This window comes from Bradyrhizobium manausense, assembly GCF_001440035.1.
Taxonomy (GTDB): Bacteria; Pseudomonadota; Alphaproteobacteria; order Rhizobiales; family Xanthobacteraceae; genus Bradyrhizobium; species Bradyrhizobium manausense.
On the sequence record NZ_LJYG01000047.1, the window covers coordinates 310,725 to 327,180 of the forward strand.

17 protein-coding genes are annotated in these 16,456 nt (G+C 65.0%); 10 read left to right on the plus strand and 7 right to left on the minus strand.

The window, feature by feature from the left end; genetic code table 11:
- Positions 1-213: 213 nt before the first annotated feature.
- A complete protein-coding gene (locus tag AOQ71_RS12650) occupies positions 214-408 on the plus strand; it encodes a putative motility protein (RefSeq protein ID WP_057746679.1) in 195 nt (64 codons plus the stop codon).
- Between the two features lie 6 nt (positions 409-414).
- Here AOQ71_RS12650 and tlpA read toward each other — a convergent pair whose 3' ends face one another.
- Complete coding sequence (gene tlpA, locus AOQ71_RS12655) at positions 415-1,080, minus strand: thiol:disulfide interchange protein TlpA (protein ID WP_057746902.1); 666 nt, start codon at positions 1,078-1,080, stop codon at positions 415-417.
- A gap of 101 nt (positions 1,081-1,181) precedes the next feature.
- Between tlpA and argH the strand changes: the two genes are divergently transcribed.
- The 3 genes from argH to lysA all read left to right on the plus strand — a co-directional run bounded on the left by argH (position 1,182) and on the right by lysA (position 4,255).
- On the plus strand, positions 1,182-2,579 hold the full coding sequence (gene argH / locus AOQ71_RS12660) for an argininosuccinate lyase (RefSeq protein WP_057746682.1): 1,398 nt from the start codon (positions 1,182-1,184) through the stop codon (positions 2,577-2,579).
- 93 nt (positions 2,580-2,672) lie between these two features.
- Positions 2,673-2,966: an LPS translocon maturation chaperone LptM gene (gene lptM, locus AOQ71_RS12665; RefSeq protein WP_057746903.1), complete on the plus strand. Its 294-nt coding sequence runs from the start codon at positions 2,673-2,675 to the stop codon at positions 2,964-2,966.
- A 23-nt stretch (positions 2,967-2,989) separates the two neighbouring features.
- Positions 2,990-4,255: a diaminopimelate decarboxylase gene (lysA, locus tag AOQ71_RS12670; RefSeq protein ID WP_057746685.1), complete on the plus strand. Its 1,266-nt coding sequence runs from the start codon at positions 2,990-2,992 to the stop codon at positions 4,253-4,255.
- Positions 4,256-4,365: 110 nt separating this feature from the next.
- On the opposite strand, the gene AOQ71_RS12675 is transcribed toward lysA, so the two are convergent.
- Both AOQ71_RS12675 and AOQ71_RS12680 read right to left on the minus strand, forming a co-directional pair.
- The gene (locus AOQ71_RS12675; protein ID WP_057746688.1) at positions 4,366-5,274 is read right to left on the minus strand and encodes an NAD(P)-dependent oxidoreductase; all 909 of its coding nucleotides are present in this window, start codon (positions 5,272-5,274) and stop codon (positions 4,366-4,368) included.
- A 138-nt stretch (positions 5,275-5,412) separates the two neighbouring features.
- On the minus strand, positions 5,413-5,796 hold the full coding sequence (locus AOQ71_RS12680) for a carboxymuconolactone decarboxylase family protein (RefSeq protein WP_008567285.1): 384 nt from the start codon (positions 5,794-5,796) through the stop codon (positions 5,413-5,415).
- 180 nt (positions 5,797-5,976) lie between these two features.
- Between AOQ71_RS12680 and AOQ71_RS12685 the strand changes: the two genes are divergently transcribed.
- Positions 5,977-8,592, plus strand: a complete 2,616-nt coding sequence (locus tag AOQ71_RS12685) for a TIGR02302 family protein (protein WP_057746691.1) — start codon at positions 5,977-5,979, stop codon at positions 8,590-8,592.
- Between the two features lie 202 nt (positions 8,593-8,794).
- Here AOQ71_RS12685 and AOQ71_RS12690 read toward each other — a convergent pair whose 3' ends face one another.
- Both AOQ71_RS12690 and AOQ71_RS12695 read right to left on the minus strand, forming a co-directional pair.
- On the minus strand, positions 8,795-9,169 hold the full coding sequence (locus AOQ71_RS12690) for a response regulator (RefSeq protein WP_027530607.1): 375 nt from the start codon (positions 9,167-9,169) through the stop codon (positions 8,795-8,797).
- 61 nt (positions 9,170-9,230) lie between these two features.
- On the minus strand, positions 9,231-10,109 hold the full coding sequence (locus AOQ71_RS12695; protein WP_057746695.1) for an MJ0042-type zinc finger domain-containing protein: 879 nt from the start codon (positions 10,107-10,109) through the stop codon (positions 9,231-9,233).
- 214 nt (positions 10,110-10,323) lie between these two features.
- Between AOQ71_RS12695 and ftsE the strand changes: the two genes are divergently transcribed.
- The 4 genes from ftsE (at position 10,324) to AOQ71_RS12715 (ending at position 13,506) form a co-directional block, all read left to right on the plus strand.
- Entirely contained in the window at positions 10,324-10,983 is a 660-nt protein-coding gene (ftsE, locus tag AOQ71_RS12700) for a cell division ATP-binding protein FtsE (RefSeq protein ID WP_057746699.1), read from the plus strand.
- Entirely contained in the window at positions 10,976-11,944 is a 969-nt protein-coding gene (locus AOQ71_RS12705; RefSeq protein WP_057746702.1) for a cell division protein FtsX, read from the plus strand. The genes ftsE and AOQ71_RS12705 overlap by 8 nt, the downstream gene beginning before the upstream one ends.
- Before the next feature lie 72 nt (positions 11,945-12,016).
- Complete coding sequence (locus AOQ71_RS12710) at positions 12,017-12,721, plus strand: YdcF family protein (RefSeq protein WP_057746705.1); 705 nt, start codon at positions 12,017-12,019, stop codon at positions 12,719-12,721.
- 11 nt (positions 12,722-12,732) lie between these two features.
- Positions 12,733-13,506, plus strand: a complete 774-nt coding sequence (locus tag AOQ71_RS12715) for a lysophospholipid acyltransferase family protein (protein WP_057746905.1) — start codon at positions 12,733-12,735, stop codon at positions 13,504-13,506.
- A gap of 173 nt (positions 13,507-13,679) precedes the next feature.
- On the opposite strand, the gene AOQ71_RS12720 is transcribed toward AOQ71_RS12715, so the two are convergent.
- Positions 13,680-14,333, minus strand: a complete 654-nt coding sequence (locus AOQ71_RS12720; RefSeq protein ID WP_057746709.1) for a hypothetical protein — start codon at positions 14,331-14,333, stop codon at positions 13,680-13,682.
- A 178-nt stretch (positions 14,334-14,511) separates the two neighbouring features.
- Positions 14,512-15,141, minus strand: a complete 630-nt coding sequence (locus tag AOQ71_RS12725; RefSeq protein WP_057746712.1) for a gamma-glutamylcyclotransferase — start codon at positions 15,139-15,141, stop codon at positions 14,512-14,514.
- Positions 15,142-15,251: 110 nt separating this feature from the next.
- Between AOQ71_RS12725 and AOQ71_RS12730 the strand changes: the two genes are divergently transcribed.
- Entirely contained in the window at positions 15,252-16,436 is a 1,185-nt protein-coding gene (locus tag AOQ71_RS12730) for a DUF2125 domain-containing protein (protein ID WP_057746715.1), read from the plus strand.
- Positions 16,437-16,456 lie beyond the last annotated feature (20 nt).

Sequence of the window (16,456 nt, forward strand, 5' to 3'; positions counted from 1 at the left end):
AAGCCGGTTCCGACAAGATAAGGCGGCACTGCCGTAGGGCGGGCAAAGCGAAGCGTGCCCACGCATTTTTTTGCTGCAATGCTGAGATGGTGGGCACGGCGCAAGTGCGCCTTTGCCCACCCTACGGCACCTCGGCCCTAGCTCGACCGAGTGACAATTCATGTCCCATTAACCCACTCGGCCTAGGCTCTCGCCGGTACGAGGATCTGCGTAATGGACATGATGGCGATGGTCAGCACGATGCTGGCCTCTCAGCAGGGCGCGCTGCAGTCGAACATCGCGGCGACGCTGACGAAGCAGAACATGGACATGGAGAAATCCACCGTCCTGACGCTGCTGGGCGCAGGTCAGCCATCCCTTGCCAATGTCGGCCCCGGCGTCGGCGGCAACCTCAACGTCACAGCCTGAACTTCCCTAGAGCGATGCGGCAGCCGGACCTAACGCGGCCCGGATCAGCTTGAGCGCATCGTCGCTCGCCCATTCGGCCGGCCCCGCGATCGTCGCGATCTCGCAGCCTTGTGGGTCGACCAGCACCGAGGTCGGCATGCCCAGGGCCCGGCCTATTGCCTTAAGGTCCTGGAAAACCTTGGCTTTCTGGTCAGTGAAATAGCCGAGCCGGGTCAGGTCGGCATCCTTCAGGAAATTCTTCGGCTTCTCGGGGTCGCGGGTGTCGATATTGATCGCCACCACCTCGAAGTCAGGGCCCGACAGCTTGGCCTGGAGCTGGTCCAGCGCCGGCATCTCTTTCCGGCAGGGCACGCACCAGGTGGCCCAGAGGTTGACCAGCACGGTCTTGCCGCGGAAATCCGACAGCTTCCTCGGCTTGCCGTCGGCGTCCTCAAAAGTGAGGTCCGGCAGCTTCAGGGGGGCACTCGCCATGGTCAGCGCGGCAACCTCGCCATGAGCAAGCGGCGCGAGCTTCTGGGCCCTGGCCACCGCCGGCTTGCAGGCCGGATCGCCTGACGGAGCCCGGTTCAGGCCGAGCCCATACAGCGCGGCGAAGCCGGCCAGCCCACCGATCACAACGGTGGCGATGACGATGGGGATCCGCCGCGTGGCGGAGGGCTTCTGGTCGAGCATATCGTTTGTCATCCGGTCGCAGATATGGCTATCAGGGGCCTCTTAATACGGCTGGCATCAGTCAGCAAACATGCGGCAAAGCAAGGCGTGAGCAGGGAATCATGAGCAACAAGATGTGGGGCGGCCGGTTCTCGGAGCGTCCCGATGAGATCATGGAAGAGATCAACGTCTCCATCGACGTCGATCGTCACCTCTTCGCCCAGGACATTGCCGCGTCCAAGGCCCACGCCGCGATGTTGGCCGCGAACGGCATTATCACGGCCTCTGATGCGAAAAATATCGGCAAGGGTCTAGACACGATTTTGTCAGAGATCGGCAAGGGCGGCTTCGAGTTCAAGCGCGCGCTCGAGGACATCCATATGAATGTCGAGAGCCGCCTGTCGGAGCTGATTGGCCCCGCGGCCGGCCGCCTGCACACCGCGCGCTCGCGCAACGACCAGATCGCGACCGACTTCCGCCTCTATGTCCGCGACGTCGTCGACGAGACCGATGCGGCGCTTGCTGCGTTCCAGCAGGCGCTGGTGGCGCGCGCGCTGGAGCATGCCGGAACCGTGATGCCCGGTTTCACCCATCTGCAGACCGCGCAGCCCGTCACTTTCGGCCATCACCTGCTCGCCTATGTCGAGATGGCTGCGCGCGATCGCGGCCGTTTTCAGGATGCGCGCAAGCGGCTCAATGAATCCCCGCTTGGCGCCGCCGCGCTTGCCGGCACCTCGTTCCCGATCGACCGGCACGCTACCGCGAAGGCGCTGGCCTTCGATCGTCCGATGGCGAACTCGCTCGACGCTGTCTCCGATCGCGACTTCGTGCTGGAGACGCTGTCGGCGGCCTCGATCTGCGCCGTGCACATGTCGCGCTTTGCCGAGGAGATCGTGATCTGGACCTCGCCCCTGGTCGGCATGATACGCCTCAGCGACAAGTTCACCACCGGCTCCTCGATCATGCCGCAGAAGCGCAATCCTGATGCCGCTGAGCTGGTGCGCGCCAAGACCGGCCGCGTCATCGGGGCCCTCAACGGCCTTCTGATCGTGATGAAAGGCCTGCCGCTCGCCTATCAAAAGGACATGCAGGAGGACAAGCAGGGCGCGATGGAAGGCTTTGCCGCGCTGTCGCTGGCGATCCGCGCCATGACCGGCATGGTTCGCGACCTCGTGCCTGACGAGGCCAAGATGAAGGCTGCCGCTGGCGAGGGCTATGCCACGGCGACCGATCTCGCCGACTGGCTGGTGCGGACGCTGAAGATGCCGTTCCGCGAGGCCCATCACGTCACCGGCCGCATCGTCGCCAAGGCTGCCGAGGGCGGCGTGGCGCTGCATGAGCTGCCGCTGAAGGAGATGCAGGCGATCGAGCCCCGGATTACCAGGGACGTGCTCGGCGTGCTCTCGGTCGAATCGTCGGTCAAGAGCCGCACCAGCTACGGCGGCACCGCGCCGAAGAACGTGACTTCGCAAGCCAAGGCCTGGGCCAAGCGGCTGGAAAAAGAGCGAAAATTGGGCTGAGGGTCGAAATTTCGCCGGCCTTCCGTGACCTTCCGGCACTCGCCAGCGGGGGCCAACCTCTGTATGGTGCGGCCGCATATTGGGGATTTCGTCGTGACGTCAAAGTTTCGCCCGGCCGGCTCGGGGTGGGCCATCATTGTCCTTAGCCTGACGGCGCTCGCGCTCGCCGGCTGCGGCCGAAGGGGCCCGCTCGACCTGCCGCCGACCGCCTCCAGCGCGTCCACTGCCAATGTCGCTGCGCCTGGCGACACCGAGACCGAGGCCCAGAAGACGCCGAGCGTGTTCAATCCGACCTATGGCGCGGATGCCGCGCCGGCGGCGACCAGGGGCAGAAAAAAACCGTTTGTCCTCGACCCGCTCCTGGACGAACCTCCCGGCAAGCAATGAGCCGGGGCAACTGAGCCAACGCCATGAACCATTTCGACTATCGCAACGGCGTGCTGCACGCCGAGGCGGTGAACCTGTCCGAGCTGGCCGCGACGGTCGGCACGCCATTTTATTGCTATTCGACCGCGACGCTGGAGCGGCACTACCGCGTCTTTGCCGATGCCTTTGCCGGCGAGAAGGTGCTGGTCTGCTACGCCATGAAGGCGAACTCCAACCAGTCGGTGCTGCGCACGCTGGCCAAGCTTGGCGCCGGCGCCGACGTCGTCTCCGGCGGTGAATTGAAGCGCGCGCTCGCGGCCGGCATTCCCGCCAGCAAGATCGTGTTCTCCGGTGTTGGAAAGACGGAAACCGAGCTGCGCGCGGCGCTCGCCGCCGACATCCTCTGCCTCAACGTCGAATCCGAGCCCGAGCTCGAATTGCTGTCGCGCCTTGCAACCGAGATGGGCAGGACCGCGCGCATCTCCGTGCGCGTCAATCCCGATGTCGATGCGGGCACGCATGCGAAAATCTCGACCGGCAAGTCCGAGAACAAGTTCGGCATTCCGATCGTGCATGCGCGCGAAGTTTACGCCCGCGCTGCGAAGCTGCCCGGCATCGTGGTCACAGGTACCGACGTTCATATCGGCAGCCAGATTACCGACCTCTCCAAGATGGAGACGGCGTTCCGCATTCTTTCCGAATTCGTGCAGACGCTGCGCGCCGACGGCCACAACATCAGCCACGTCGATTTCGGCGGCGGGCTCGGCATTCCCTATTACATGGATCGCGAGGCGCCGCCGGCGCCGGATGCCTATGCCGCCATGGTCAAGCGCGTCAGCCACAATCTCGGCTGCACGCTGATGTTCGAGCCGGGCCGCATGATCGTCGGCAATGCCGGCATCCTCGTCGCCAAGGTGATCTATGTGAAGCACGGCGACGGCAAGAACTTCGTCATCATCGACGCCGCGATGAATGACCTGATCCGTCCGACGCTGTATGAGGCGCATCACGACATCCTGCCGGTGATGCAGCCGGCGAAGGGGGCGCCCACCATCATGGCCGACGTCGTCGGTCCGGTCTGCGAGACCGGCGACTATCTCGCGCTCGACCGCACGTTGCCGACGCCGAAGCCGGGCGACCTCATCGCCATCATGACCGCGGGCGCCTATGGCGCCGTCCAGGCCGGCACCTACAACACCCGGCCGCTGGTGCCGGAGGTGCTGGTCAAGGGCGATCAATACGCGGTGGTCCGCCCGCGCATCGAGGTCGAGCAGCTGATCGCGATGGACACGCCGGCGCCGTGGCTGTGAGCAATTGATCGTAGCCCGGATGGAGCGAAGCGAAATCCGGGGGGCTCGCCGCCGCAACAATCCCGGATTACGCTACGCTCCATCCGGGCTACCGGAGCAGTTGTGAGGCGTTACTTCCCCGCAAGTCCCCCCATCTTCCCGCCCACCACCACGCCCGCCTTCTTCTCGATCGGCTTGATCGCCGCGGTGAAATCGGACTCGGCGCCTTCCGCTGATATCACGGTCTCCCAGAGACGTCCGACCGCATCCGCGACCTCCATCGACAGCCCGAGCTGCTTCATCTCCTCGAGCGCCAGCCGCACGTCCTTCACCATCAATCCGGTGGCGAAGCCGAAGTCGAAGCTGCGTGGCAGCACCGCGCGCGGAAACTTGTCGCGGCTCGCCGTGTTCATGCCCGAGCCCGCATTGATGACGTCGATCATCACGGCGGGATCGAGCCCGGCCTTGACGCCCATCACCACGGCCTCCGACGTCGCCACGATCGCTGTGGCCGAGAGGAAATTGTTGGCGAGCTTCATGGTCTGCGCCGCGCCGGGCTTCTCGCCGATGAAGAACACCTTTCCGATCACGTCGAGAACAGGCTTGAGCAGCTCGAACTCCGCCTTCGGCCCTGAGACCATCACCGCCAGCGTGCCCTTCTCGGCGCCGCCGACGCCGCCGGAGACGGGGCAGTCGATCTGCACGATGTTGCGCCTGGCCAGCAGGCCGTGAATCTTCGCAGCCATCTGCGAGCCGACCGTCGACAGATCGATGAAGCGTTTGGCCCGGCTGCCCTCGATCACGCCGTTCGCGCCGGTGGCAACCTCGAGCGAGGCCTTGAGCGACGGCAGGCTCGCCATCACGGTCTCGACCTTGTCGGCGACATCCTTCGGCGAGGTCGCAGCGGTCGCGCCGCGCGCGACAAGCTTGTCGATCGCCTCCTTGCGCGTGTCGAACACGACGAGCTTGTGGCCGGCCTCGATCAACCGCCGCGCCATCGGGAAGCCCATATTGCCGAGGCCGATGAATCCAATGTCCATGGTGTTATTTCCTTCCCCGTCGTCATTGCGAGGAGCGGAGCGATGAAGCAATACAGATCATTTCCGCAGATGCAGTTCTGGATTGCTTCGCTTCGCTCGCAATGACGGAGCAATAAAGTTGAAAGCGGTTAGCTTGCCTCACGCCTTCCCATCGATCTCCGCGAATACCTCGCGCGCGATACGGAAGCTGTCGACGGCCGCCGGCATGCCGCCATAGATAGCGACCTGCATCAGGATCTCGCGGATCTCGTCGCGGGTGACGCCGTTGGTGAGCGCGCCTTTCAGATGCGCGCGGAATTCGTGCTGGCGGTTGAGGATCGCGATCATCGCAATGTTGAGCATGCTGCGGGTCTTGCGCGGCAGCTCCTCGCGGCCCCACACCGTGCCCCAGCAATATTCGTTGAGCATCTCCTGGAACGGACGGTTGAAGTCGTCGACGTTTTTCAGCGCGTTGTTGACATAGGCCTCGCCCAGCACCGCTTTGCGGACCTCCAGGCCCTTGTCATGCATCTTCTTGTCCATGGTGTTTCCTTTGGCGTTTCCTTCGTTTCCCTCAGGCGGCGCCGCGGAAATTACGGGGTTGCCCCTCGCCAGTCACGTCCTCGTGTTATGCGGGAAAAGGGGTGTCTCCCGTACAGGAACGGATGCCTCACTGCCGCCGTTGTGGTACGCTCCACTCCGCCGGGTAACCTGGAGAGTTGATTGAACGGCGTCACCCCCGACCCGTCAGACCCGATCCGTGATGGCGATGCTCTGTCGCGGCTGAAGCTGGCGCAGGCCCTTGAGCGGTCCACCTATGCCATCGCGTGGGAGCGAGCCTGGCCGGGTTTGGCGCGTGTTCTCACCGTTGTCGGCCTGTTTCTGGTGGTGTCCTGGGCCGGTATCTGGTTGGCGCTGCCCTTCGTCGCCCGCGCCATCGGCCTCGTCATTTTCGCAGGGTTGGCGGTCGGCGCCCTGTTCCCGCTGATTCGGTTTCGCTGGCCGAGCCGCGAAGAGGCGCTCGCCCGGCTCGACCGCGGTTCGGGCATTCGCCATCGTCCCGCCACCACGCTCACGGACACGCTGACCTCGCAGGATCCGGTTGCACTCGCGCTGTGGCAGGCGCAACGCGAGCGCACGCTGGCCTCGCTCAAGCGCATCCGCGCCGGTCTGCCGCACCCGCGCCTGGCCATCCACGACCCCTGGGCGCTGCGCGCGCTGGTGATGGTGATGCTGGTCGCGACCTTTTTCGCGGCCGGCGACGAGCGCGCGATGCGGTTAGGGGCGGCGTTCGACTGGAACGGCGTGCTGGCGCCGACCAATATCCGCGTCGACGCCTGGGTCACCCCGCCGCTCTACACCGGAAAGCCGCCGGTGATCCTGTCGGCCGCCAACAAGGAGGCGGCCGCGCTGCCCGCAAGCGGCCCGCTCGCCGTTCCCGCCGGCTCGACCCTGATCGTGCGCTCGTCCGGCGGCAGCCTGGATGTCGTGGTCTCCGGCGGCCTCAAGGAAGCCGAGCCCAAGGAGGCTGCGCCCAAGGGCACCAACGAAAAGCATTTCACCATCACCGGCGATGGCACCGCGCATGTCCGCGCGCCCTCGGGCCAGCCGCAATGGGCCTTTGCAGCGACGCCGGATCGTCCGCCGACGATCGCGCTCGCCAAGGATCCGGAGCGCCAGGCGCGCGGCGCGCTGCAGCTCGTCTACAAGATCGAGGACGATTACGGCGTCACCGGCGCCGAAGCGCAAGTTGCCGTGCGGCCCACCGAGAGCAAGGACGGCGATGCCAAGACCGCGGCGCGGCCGCTGTTCCAGCCGCCGCAGTTTCCGCTGGTGCTGCCGAACGCGCGCACCCGCAACGGCGTCGGCCAGACGGTGAAGGATCTCAGCGAAGATCCCTATGCCGGTGCCGATGTCAGGCTGACGCTCACTGCCAAGGATGAGGCCGGCAACGAGGCGCGAAGCGAGCCGTTCAACATGCGCCTGCCCGAGCGTCTCTTCACCAAGCCGCTCGCACGCGCGTTGATCGAGCAGCGCCGCATCCTCGCGCTCGATGCCAACAAGAACTCCGACGTCTACACCGCGCTCGATGCGCTGATGATCGCGCCCGAACTGTTCACGCAGGAGACCGGGCAATATCTTGGCCTCTACAGCGTCACCCGCCAGCTCGAGGCGGCGCGCACCGATGATGCGCTGCGCGAGGTGGTGGCGAGCCTGTGGGCGCTCGCGGTGACGATCGAGGACGGCAACATCTCCGATGTCGAGAAGGCGCTCCGCGCAGCACAGGACGCGCTGAAGCAGGCGCTGGACCGCGGCGCCAGCGACGAGGAGATCAAGAAGCTCACGCAGGACCTGAGGGCGGCGCTGGACAATTTCATGCGCCAGCTTGCCGAGCAGTTCCGCAACAACAAGGATGCCCAGCAGCTCGCGCGTCCGCTCGATCCCAACACCAAGATCCTGCGCCAGCAGGACCTGCAGAACATGATCGACCGCATGGAGCGCCTGTCACGCTCGGGCGACAAGGATGCGGCCAAGCAGCTGCTCGACCAGCTTCAGCAGATGCTGGAGGACCTCCAGATGGCGCAGCCGGGGCAGTCCGGCGAGAGCGACATGGAGCAGGCGCTCAACGAGCTCGGCGACATGATCCGCAAGCAGCAGCAATTGCGCGACAAGACCTACAAGCAGGGCCAGGATTCCCGGCGCGATCGTATGCGCGGCAAGCAGCAGCAGGGCGACCAGTCGATGTCGGATCTGCAGCAGGACCAGCAGGCGCTGCGCGATCGTTTGAAGAAGCTCCAGGATGAAATGGCCAAGCGCGGCCTCTCGCAGAAGGGTCAGAAAGGCCAGAAGGGACAAAAGGGCCAGGAAGGCCAGCAAGGCGACCAGGCGCAGTCCGGTCAGGACGGCGATCAGGATGCCGACCAGGGTGATGATGATGGCGGGCTTGATTCCGCCGACAACGCCATGGGTGATGCGGGCTCGAAGCTGGGCGAAGGCAATGCTGACGGCGCGGTAGATTCCCAGGGCAAGGCGCTGGACGCGATGCGCAAGGGTGCGCAGAAGATGGCCGAGGCGATGCAGCAGGGTGACGGCGATGGCCAGGGCGATGGTCCCGGCAACCGTGCCGGTCGCCAGCAAAGCGGCGGCAACCAGACCGACCCGCTCGGCCGCCCGCTGCGTGGCCACGAATATGGCGATGATTACACCGTCAGGATCCCCGGCGAGATCGACGTCCAGCGCGTCCGCCGCATTCTCGAAGAACTCCGCCGCCGCCTCGGCGACCCCTCGCGCCCGCAGATCGAGCTCGATTATATCGAGCGGCTGCTGAAGGATTTTTGAGGGGCGCCTTTGTAGCCTGGATGGAGCGAAGCGAAATCCAGGATCTCTGCTGATCCGCATTCTGCTTTGCGTCATGCGGGCTACGATTGTGCCACTTACTCCGTCATTGCGAGCGCAGCGAAGCAATCCAGACTGTCACCGCGGAAAGATTCTGGATTGCTTCGCTGCGCTCGCAATGACGACATCCGAGCAGTGAGACCCACTACCCCTTCTTGGCCGCCAGCGCATCGGCCACCGCCGTGCGGATATCCGCGACCGAGAACGGCTTGGTCACGACGTCATGCACCAGCGCATTCAAATTCGAGGCGCGCTCGCGCTGGTCGGCAAAGCCCGTCATCAAGAGAATGGTCAATTGCGGAAAGTCGCGCGCCGCGGAGAGGGCGAGCGCGATGCCGTCCATGACGGGCATCTGGATATCGGTGAGCAACAGATCGAACGCGCCGTCCTCGCGGGTCAGGATCTCCAGCGCCTCGGCGCCGTCCTGCGCGGTGACGGTTTCGTGGCCGTCCATGGCGATGGCGCGTGCCACCAGCTGGCGCATCGAATCCTCGTCGTCGGCGATCAACACTTTTGGCATGAGACGATCCTTGGGATGATCCTTGGGACCAGCCCTCCCGTGCGGACTCTACAAGGCCCGATCATACGCTACCGCCGGCGATGTCGCGCCGGTTGAAGAAGCGAACGTCGATATTGCGGCCTTCCGGCGGCGGCGAGGCGAGGCGCGAGCGGAAGAAGGCGCGTTCGCCGGGTTGCAGCACGGTCTGCTCCAGCACCGAATTCCAGGCGTAGATCTCGGCGCCCTGCGCGTCGCGCACCGCAAAACGCAAGCGCGGTATATCAAGCGGCTTCTTGCCCTGGCCGACGATCACGCCCTCGATGACCAACACCTGCTTACCGTCCACGGTCTCGGTCGAGAGCTTGACGTCCTTGAAGGCGAGCCCGCGCAGGTTCACTTCCAGCCCGACCAGCTTGTAGAAGGCCGCGGTCTGCGGCAGCAGGCGGACCATGTCGCCGCGCCAGATCACCAGGGCCAACACCAGCGCGCCCATGGCAGCGCAGGCGACCGGCAGGCCGTAATGGGATCTGCGCGGGGCAACAGTGGGCGTCGGCCGCCTCACTTTGGCGCCGCGACGGCTGAACAGGCCGCGGAACCAGGATTGATGCTGGGCCCCGACGACCTCTTCTTCCACAGCCCGAGCCGCCGCGGACCATTCGTCCTCAGCCTCGGCGGCATTCTCCGTCGGCCAGTCGCTGGCGATCGAGGGACTGTCGACCACGGGCGTCTCGGCGGCGTTATCGTCCTTGGCGTACGTGTTCCACTGCTCGGCGAGGTCGGACTGGTCGTCGGCCTGGCGGGCTGCGGCCATGGCCGGCACGGCTGACACCTCGATGGCGTCCTCGGGATGGGCGATCCAGGTTTTCGTGCAGCGGGAGCAGCGGACCGTCCGCCCGTTGGTCCCCAGGCTCGCAAGCTTGATGGCGTAGGATGTCATACAATGGGGGCAGACGATATGCATGGACGGCCTCGACAATGACCTTGGCGCGGGGAACCTGGCGCCAGATTCTCCTGGGACAAGGTTCGCCCGAGAAGGGACTTCTAAGAATGCTGCCCGAGATGCTACAGGGCGACCGTTAACGAACCGGAAACCATAACGGTCGCACAACCCCTTGATCGCATGCGGCGAAGCCTCGCTGGCGATGCGGCTACGTCCCCTCGAACGGAGCTGAGCTTTGGTTCGGTTCGAAAATGTCGGATTGCGTTACGGTCTGGGGCCGGAGATCCTGCGCGACCTCAGTTTCCAGATCCCGGCGCATTCCTTCCAGTTCCTCACCGGCCCGTCCGGCGCCGGCAAGACGTCGCTGCTGCGCCTGTTGTTCCTGTCGCACCGGCCGACGCGCGGCCTCGTCAATCTGTTCGGCCACGACATCTCCACGCTCGGCAAGGACGAGATCGCGGATTTGCGCAAGCGCATCGGCATCGTGCTGCAGGACTTCCGCCTGCTCGACCACATGACGACCTATGAGAACGTGGCGCTGCCGTTCCGCGTCATGGGCCGCAGCGAATCCAGCTATCGCAAGGAGGTCATCGACCTCTTGCGCTGGGTCGGTCTCGGTGACCGCATGGATGCGCTGCCGCCGATCCTGTCGGGAGGCGAGAAGCAGCGCGCGGCGATCGCGCGCGCGGTGATCTCGCGGCCGCAGCTCCTGCTTGCGGACGAGCCGACCGGCAGCGTCGATCCGACGCTCGGGCGGCGCCTGCTGCGGCTCTTCATCGAGCTCAACAAGTCAGGCACCGCGGTCATCATCGCCACCCACGATATTGCGCTGATGGACCAGTATGAAGCGCGCCGCTTCGTGCTGCATCAGGGACGGCTGCACGTCTATGAGTAGGCCAGATGAGCGCGGCGTGTTGGTCGACCTCGGACAGGAGCGTCCGCCGCTGCCGGCCAAGGCGCGCAATACCTCGCCGATCGTGCCGCGCGCCTCGATCCATGGCCGTGCGCTGGTCGCCGTCGTCGCCATCATGACTTTTCTCGCCTCGATGACAACGGGCGCGGTGCTCTTGGTGAGCGCTTCGGCTGCGGAATGGCAGTCCGATGTCGCCAGCGAAATCACCATCCAGGTCCGCCCGCAATCGGGACGCGACCTCGAGCGCGACACGGCCGCCGTCACCGAGGCGATGCGCGCGCAACCCGGTATTGTCGAGGTCAAGCCGTTCACCAAGGAAGAAAGCGGCAAGTTGCTCGAGCCCTGGCTCGGCACCGGCCTGTCGATGGACGATCTGCCGGTGCCGCGCATGATCATCGCGCGCGTGCAGCCGGGCACGGCGCTCGACCTCGGCAGCTTGCGTGCGCGCGTGACGCAAGTGGCGCCGAGCGCCAGCGTCGACGATCATCGCGCCTGGATCGAACGGATGCGCTCGATGACCAACGCCACCGTGCTGGCCGGCATCGGCATTCTTGCACTCGTCATCGTCGCAACCATCATCTCGGTCTCGTTCGCAACCCGCGGCGCGATGGCAGCGAACCGGCCGATCGTCGAAGTGCTGCATTTCGTCGGCGCAGGCGACCGCTACATCGCCAATCATTTCCTGCGGCATTTCCTCCGGCTCGGCCTCGAAGGCGGCGTCATCGGCGGCGGCGTCGCCATGCTGCTATTCGGCTTCTCCGAATCGATCGCCGGCTGGTTTTCCGGCACCCCCGTCGGCGACCAGTTCGCGGCGCTGCTCGGCACCTTCTCGCTGCGGCCGTCAGGCTATGTCGTGCTCGCGGTGCAGGCCGTGCTGATCGGCGCAATCACGGCGGTCGCCTCGCGCCAGACCCTGTTCGCGACGCTGAATGACGTGGATTGAGCCCGACAAACCGGACTCCACTTCGCCTCAAAACGTCTTAAAATCATTCGGGGAAGGGATCACCGACATCACATGACCTCGCCGACCGACGATCGATCGCCGAAACTGCCGCGCGGCTGGCTCCGTGCGACCGTGGTGTCGACGATCGCGTTCGCCTTTGTCGGCGCGGCGGCGGGCTTCGTCGCCTTCCTGTCGCAATTGCGCGGCGCCGAGATCGCACCCGATCGCAAGGCTGACGGCATCGTGGTCCTCACCGGCGGCTCCTCGCGGGTCTCGGACGCGATGGAGCTGCTCGCGGCCGGCTACGGCAAGCGGCTCCTGATCTCGGGCGTGCACCCGACCTCGACCGCGAGCGATATCTCCCGGACCCTGCCGGAGAACCAGTCCTTCATGACCTGCTGCGTCGATCTCGACCGCACCGCGCTCACGACCCGCGGCAACGCGGCGGAGGCGCGGCGCTGGGCCCAGGGGCGCGGCTTCAAATCGTTGATCGTGGTCACCTCGAATTACCACATGCCCCGCGCGCTCGTGGAATTCTCGCATGCGATGCCGGAGACCACGCTGGTCCCGTTCGCCGTGGTCGGTGACAAATGGCGCGAGGAGCCGTGGTGGACCTCGGCCTCGACGCTGCGGCTGCTGTTGTCCGAATATGTCAAATACATCGCGGCCGAGGTGAGGGTACGGCTGGAAGATTTCGGGATTGACCTTTCTCCCGAGATGTCGGAGCAGCCTCTTGGTCTGCAATCCAGGCGGCCCGCCACCGCTCAGGCCAATTGATCGGATTCCTGATGTTCCTGATTTTCCTGCGCTCGCTGCTGTTCAACGTGCTGTTCTACACCGTGCTGGTGTGCCTTGCGATCGTGGCGCTGCCGACCTTCGCGTTGCCGCCGCGCGCCATGCTGACGGTTGCGCAATGGTGGGCGAAGGCGACGCTCGTCCTGATGCGCGTGGTCTGCAACATCAAGGTCGAATTCCGCGGCGTCGAGAAGATTCCGCAAGGGCCGCTGGTGATCGTCGCGAAGCACCAATCGTTCTGGGAGACCTTCGTGCTGCCGGGCTTCTTTGAGCGCCCGATCTTCATCCTCAAGCGCCAGCTGATGCAGATTCCGGTGTTCGGTCAGTTTCTGGTCAAGACAGGCATGATTGCGATTGACCGCAAAGCCGGCGTGAAGGCGCTGCTCGACATGACGCGGCGCGCGCGCGAGGCGGTGCGCGCCGGCGGCCAGCTCGTCATCTTTCCGGAAGGCACGCGCCGCGCGCCGGGGGCGCCGCCGGATTACAAGACCGGCTTTGCGCAGATCTATTCATCCTGCGGCGTGCAGTGCCTGCCGATCGCGCTCAATTCCGGCCTGTTCTGGCCGCGCCGCACCTTCATGCGCTATCCCGGCACGCTGGTCGTCGAGTTCCTCGATCCGCTGCCGCCGGGCCTGCCCAAGGATGAGTTTCTCTCGCGCGTGCAAACCGTGATCGAGGATGCGACCAGCCGCATCGTCGAAGCAGGTCGGAAAGAGCAGGAGCGGTTGATCGGCAGCTCGCCGAGCTACGGGGCCTCGGGCAGCTAGTCTAATTGGACGAGCCGAATGTAGAGGCTCGTAGGGATCCCTGACAACTCTGCTGGGGTTTGCGCAATGGCATGAATCCGGTGAGATTCAAAATCGAGCACATCACCCGACTGTACGCGTGAGCGATCATTGGATGCTCTCTGATTCCCCGGCCCAGAAACAGTCGGCCGAACTCAGTTGGTGGCGAAACAGTAAAACAAACCCGCTCCACCGACGCGCTGCAAGTTCGCCGGGGAACAACCCGGCGTCTTGTGCGAATAGTTCCAGAAATTCGGACCCTGAGTGTTGCCGATCAGGTCATGGTGTCCGACGATCGCGCTACCCTGTCCGTCAGTGCTGCTGGTCCAGTTACTGCAGGTCGCGTCTGCGCCCGGAATGGCCGTGCCATCGTGTTGTGTGCCGGTGAGCATGTCATGTTGATTGGGAGTGTCGCTGCGGCCCTTGACCATCATGCCCTTCTCGTCGAGGGCGGTCTCTTTGTTGATCTTGTTATTGTCACTGTGCAGGTCGGCCACGCTTGCCGCGATCTGTGTACCCTTGGCATTGGACCAGGGACCGCTCCCGATCCGGTCTTTGGCGTTGATCGCATTCGGCCCCTGCGTCGAAAGATAGGCGTGCCAGGTTTTGCCGCCCGCGCCTGCGGCCTCGGCGAGGGTCTGGCAATGTCGATCGGCGCCGTCGATCCCACCGAGGTCCCCGCCCTTGCCGAGCCCCACACTGGTTATGAAGAAGCTCATGCTGCTTTGCTGGGCTTGCGCCGGTCCCGGCACACCCGACGTCAACAAGACCAGGGATGAGAGTACAGCAAAATTCGCTATCTGGGCCATCAGGTTGGTCCTTCCCAGTGAGGACTGTCGCCCCCACGATCATGCGTCGCAACAACACTGCTAAAACCGGTTATCCCGGCATTCGCCAAGACCCATTATACGATCAGATGATCCATAATCACACATCGTCCTTAAAGTGATCGCGCACTTGGGCGGGGTTTCGTGGGCGGCAACGTGGTCAGAGCATGCCTGGTCTGCGCTTTAGCGACCGTCCCTCGCTCGGAGCCTGAGCGTGCGACGAATGCGCCTCGCCGTGCAGCATCATCGCGAGCTGATGCAGTTGCGTGTCGCGAAAGCCCTCGGCTTCGATCGCCTTCACGGTCGCGGTGACATAGTCGCGGTTGGCGCCGGATTGGCCGTGGCCTTGGAGCACGTGGCGGTGCTGCTCGGCGAGCGAGAGCCGGCCGGCATATTGCACATGACCGCGGTCGACGACATAAGCGAGCGCGCTGACGCGCTGCCGCGCATCGTTCTCCAGCCACACCGAGCGCATCACTTCGCGATAGACCGACGTTACCTGCTCGCGCGCGCGCAAGTAAGCAACCACATCGGCGCGGTTCTTTTCGGCGACACGGAACGCGATGCCGCGGCAGGCGCCGCCGCGGTCGAGCCCGAGCACAAGGCCCGGCTGCTCCGGCGTGCCGCGATGCACGAAGGAATAGACGCAGAGCGCGCGGTGCTCCCCGACCAGCCGCGCCGGGACGCGCTCCTCGAATTCAAAGCCCGGCCGCCACATCAGCGATCCGTAGCCGAACACCCAGAGGTCGCCCTTGGCTGACGTGACGGTGGGAAGGATGATTTCCGACATTTCGGGCACGGCTACCAGAACCCGGCTCCGAAGCGAAGTCATTTCTCCGCCTTTTGTCGGGGCCCAAGCTCGCTTACATTTGACAAAATCTGGGGCCAAAGGGTCGCCGCATGTCCAATATGACCATTGCCGCAGGCCGACGCTCCCGCTGGGGCCTCTTCATTGCCCCCGTCCTCCTCCTGATCCTCGCGGCCGCCTGGAGCGGCTTCTGGTTCTACGCGGCCTCGCAGGCCGCGATCGCCGTCGATGCCTGGCGCGCGCAGGAGGCCAAAGCCGGCCGCATCTATGATTGCGCCAAGCGCTCGATCGCGGGTTTCCCGTTCCGCTTCGAGGTCCAGTGCTCCGGTGCCAGCGTCGCCCTGGTGTCGCAAAATGCGAGCAAGACGCCGTTCACGGCCAGGCTCGACAACATCCTGGTCGTCGGGCAGGTCTACGATCCCAAGCACGTCATTGCGGAATTCACTGCGCCGGCAACGCTGGTCGACGGCGTGACGCAAAACACCTTCGTGGTGAACTGGAGCAAGGGCCGCAGCAGCGTGATCGGTCTGCCGGCGGTGCCGGAGCGCGCCTCCATCGTGTTCGACGATCCCAGCATCGCCAGGCTGGACGGCAGCGTGCAGGTGCCGCTCGCGCGCGCCAGGCAGATCGAGCTGCATGGTCGCCTCGCCGATGGATCGACCTCGGCTCATCCTGTGATCGAGACCGTGCTCCAGGTCTCGCAAGGCAGCGTCCAGGGCGTGCATCCGTTGCTCGCTGAGCCGTTCGAAGCGGACACGCGCGCCAAGATCACCGGCCTTTCCGATCTCACGCCAAAGCCTTGGCCGCAGCGCTTTCGCGAGATTCAGGCCGCCGGCGGCCATATCGAGATCGTGCAGTCGCGCATCCAGCAGGGCGAGATGATCGCGGTCGCGGCCGGCACGCTGGGCCTCTCGGCCAATGGCCGACTGGACGGCGAATTGCAGATGACGGTGACCGGGCTCGAGCGCGTCATTCCGGCGCTCGGCATCGAGAAGATGCTGGAAGAGGGCGTGCCCCAGGCGACGCTCGACCGCGTCGCGCCGGGCGTGAAGTCGCAGGACCTCAACAATCTCTTCGGCGCGCTCGACCGTGCCGTTCCCGGCCTCGGCAAGGTCATCAAGCAGAACGCCAATGCCGGCGTCGCCGCCGGTATCAACTCGATCGGCACCGAGAGCACGCTCGAGGGCAAGAAGGCGCGCAGCTTCCCGCTGAAATTTGCCGACGGCGCCGTGCTGCTCGGCCCGTTCAAGGTCGGCCAGATCCCGCCGCTGTACTGATTCCCGTAGCCCGGATGGAG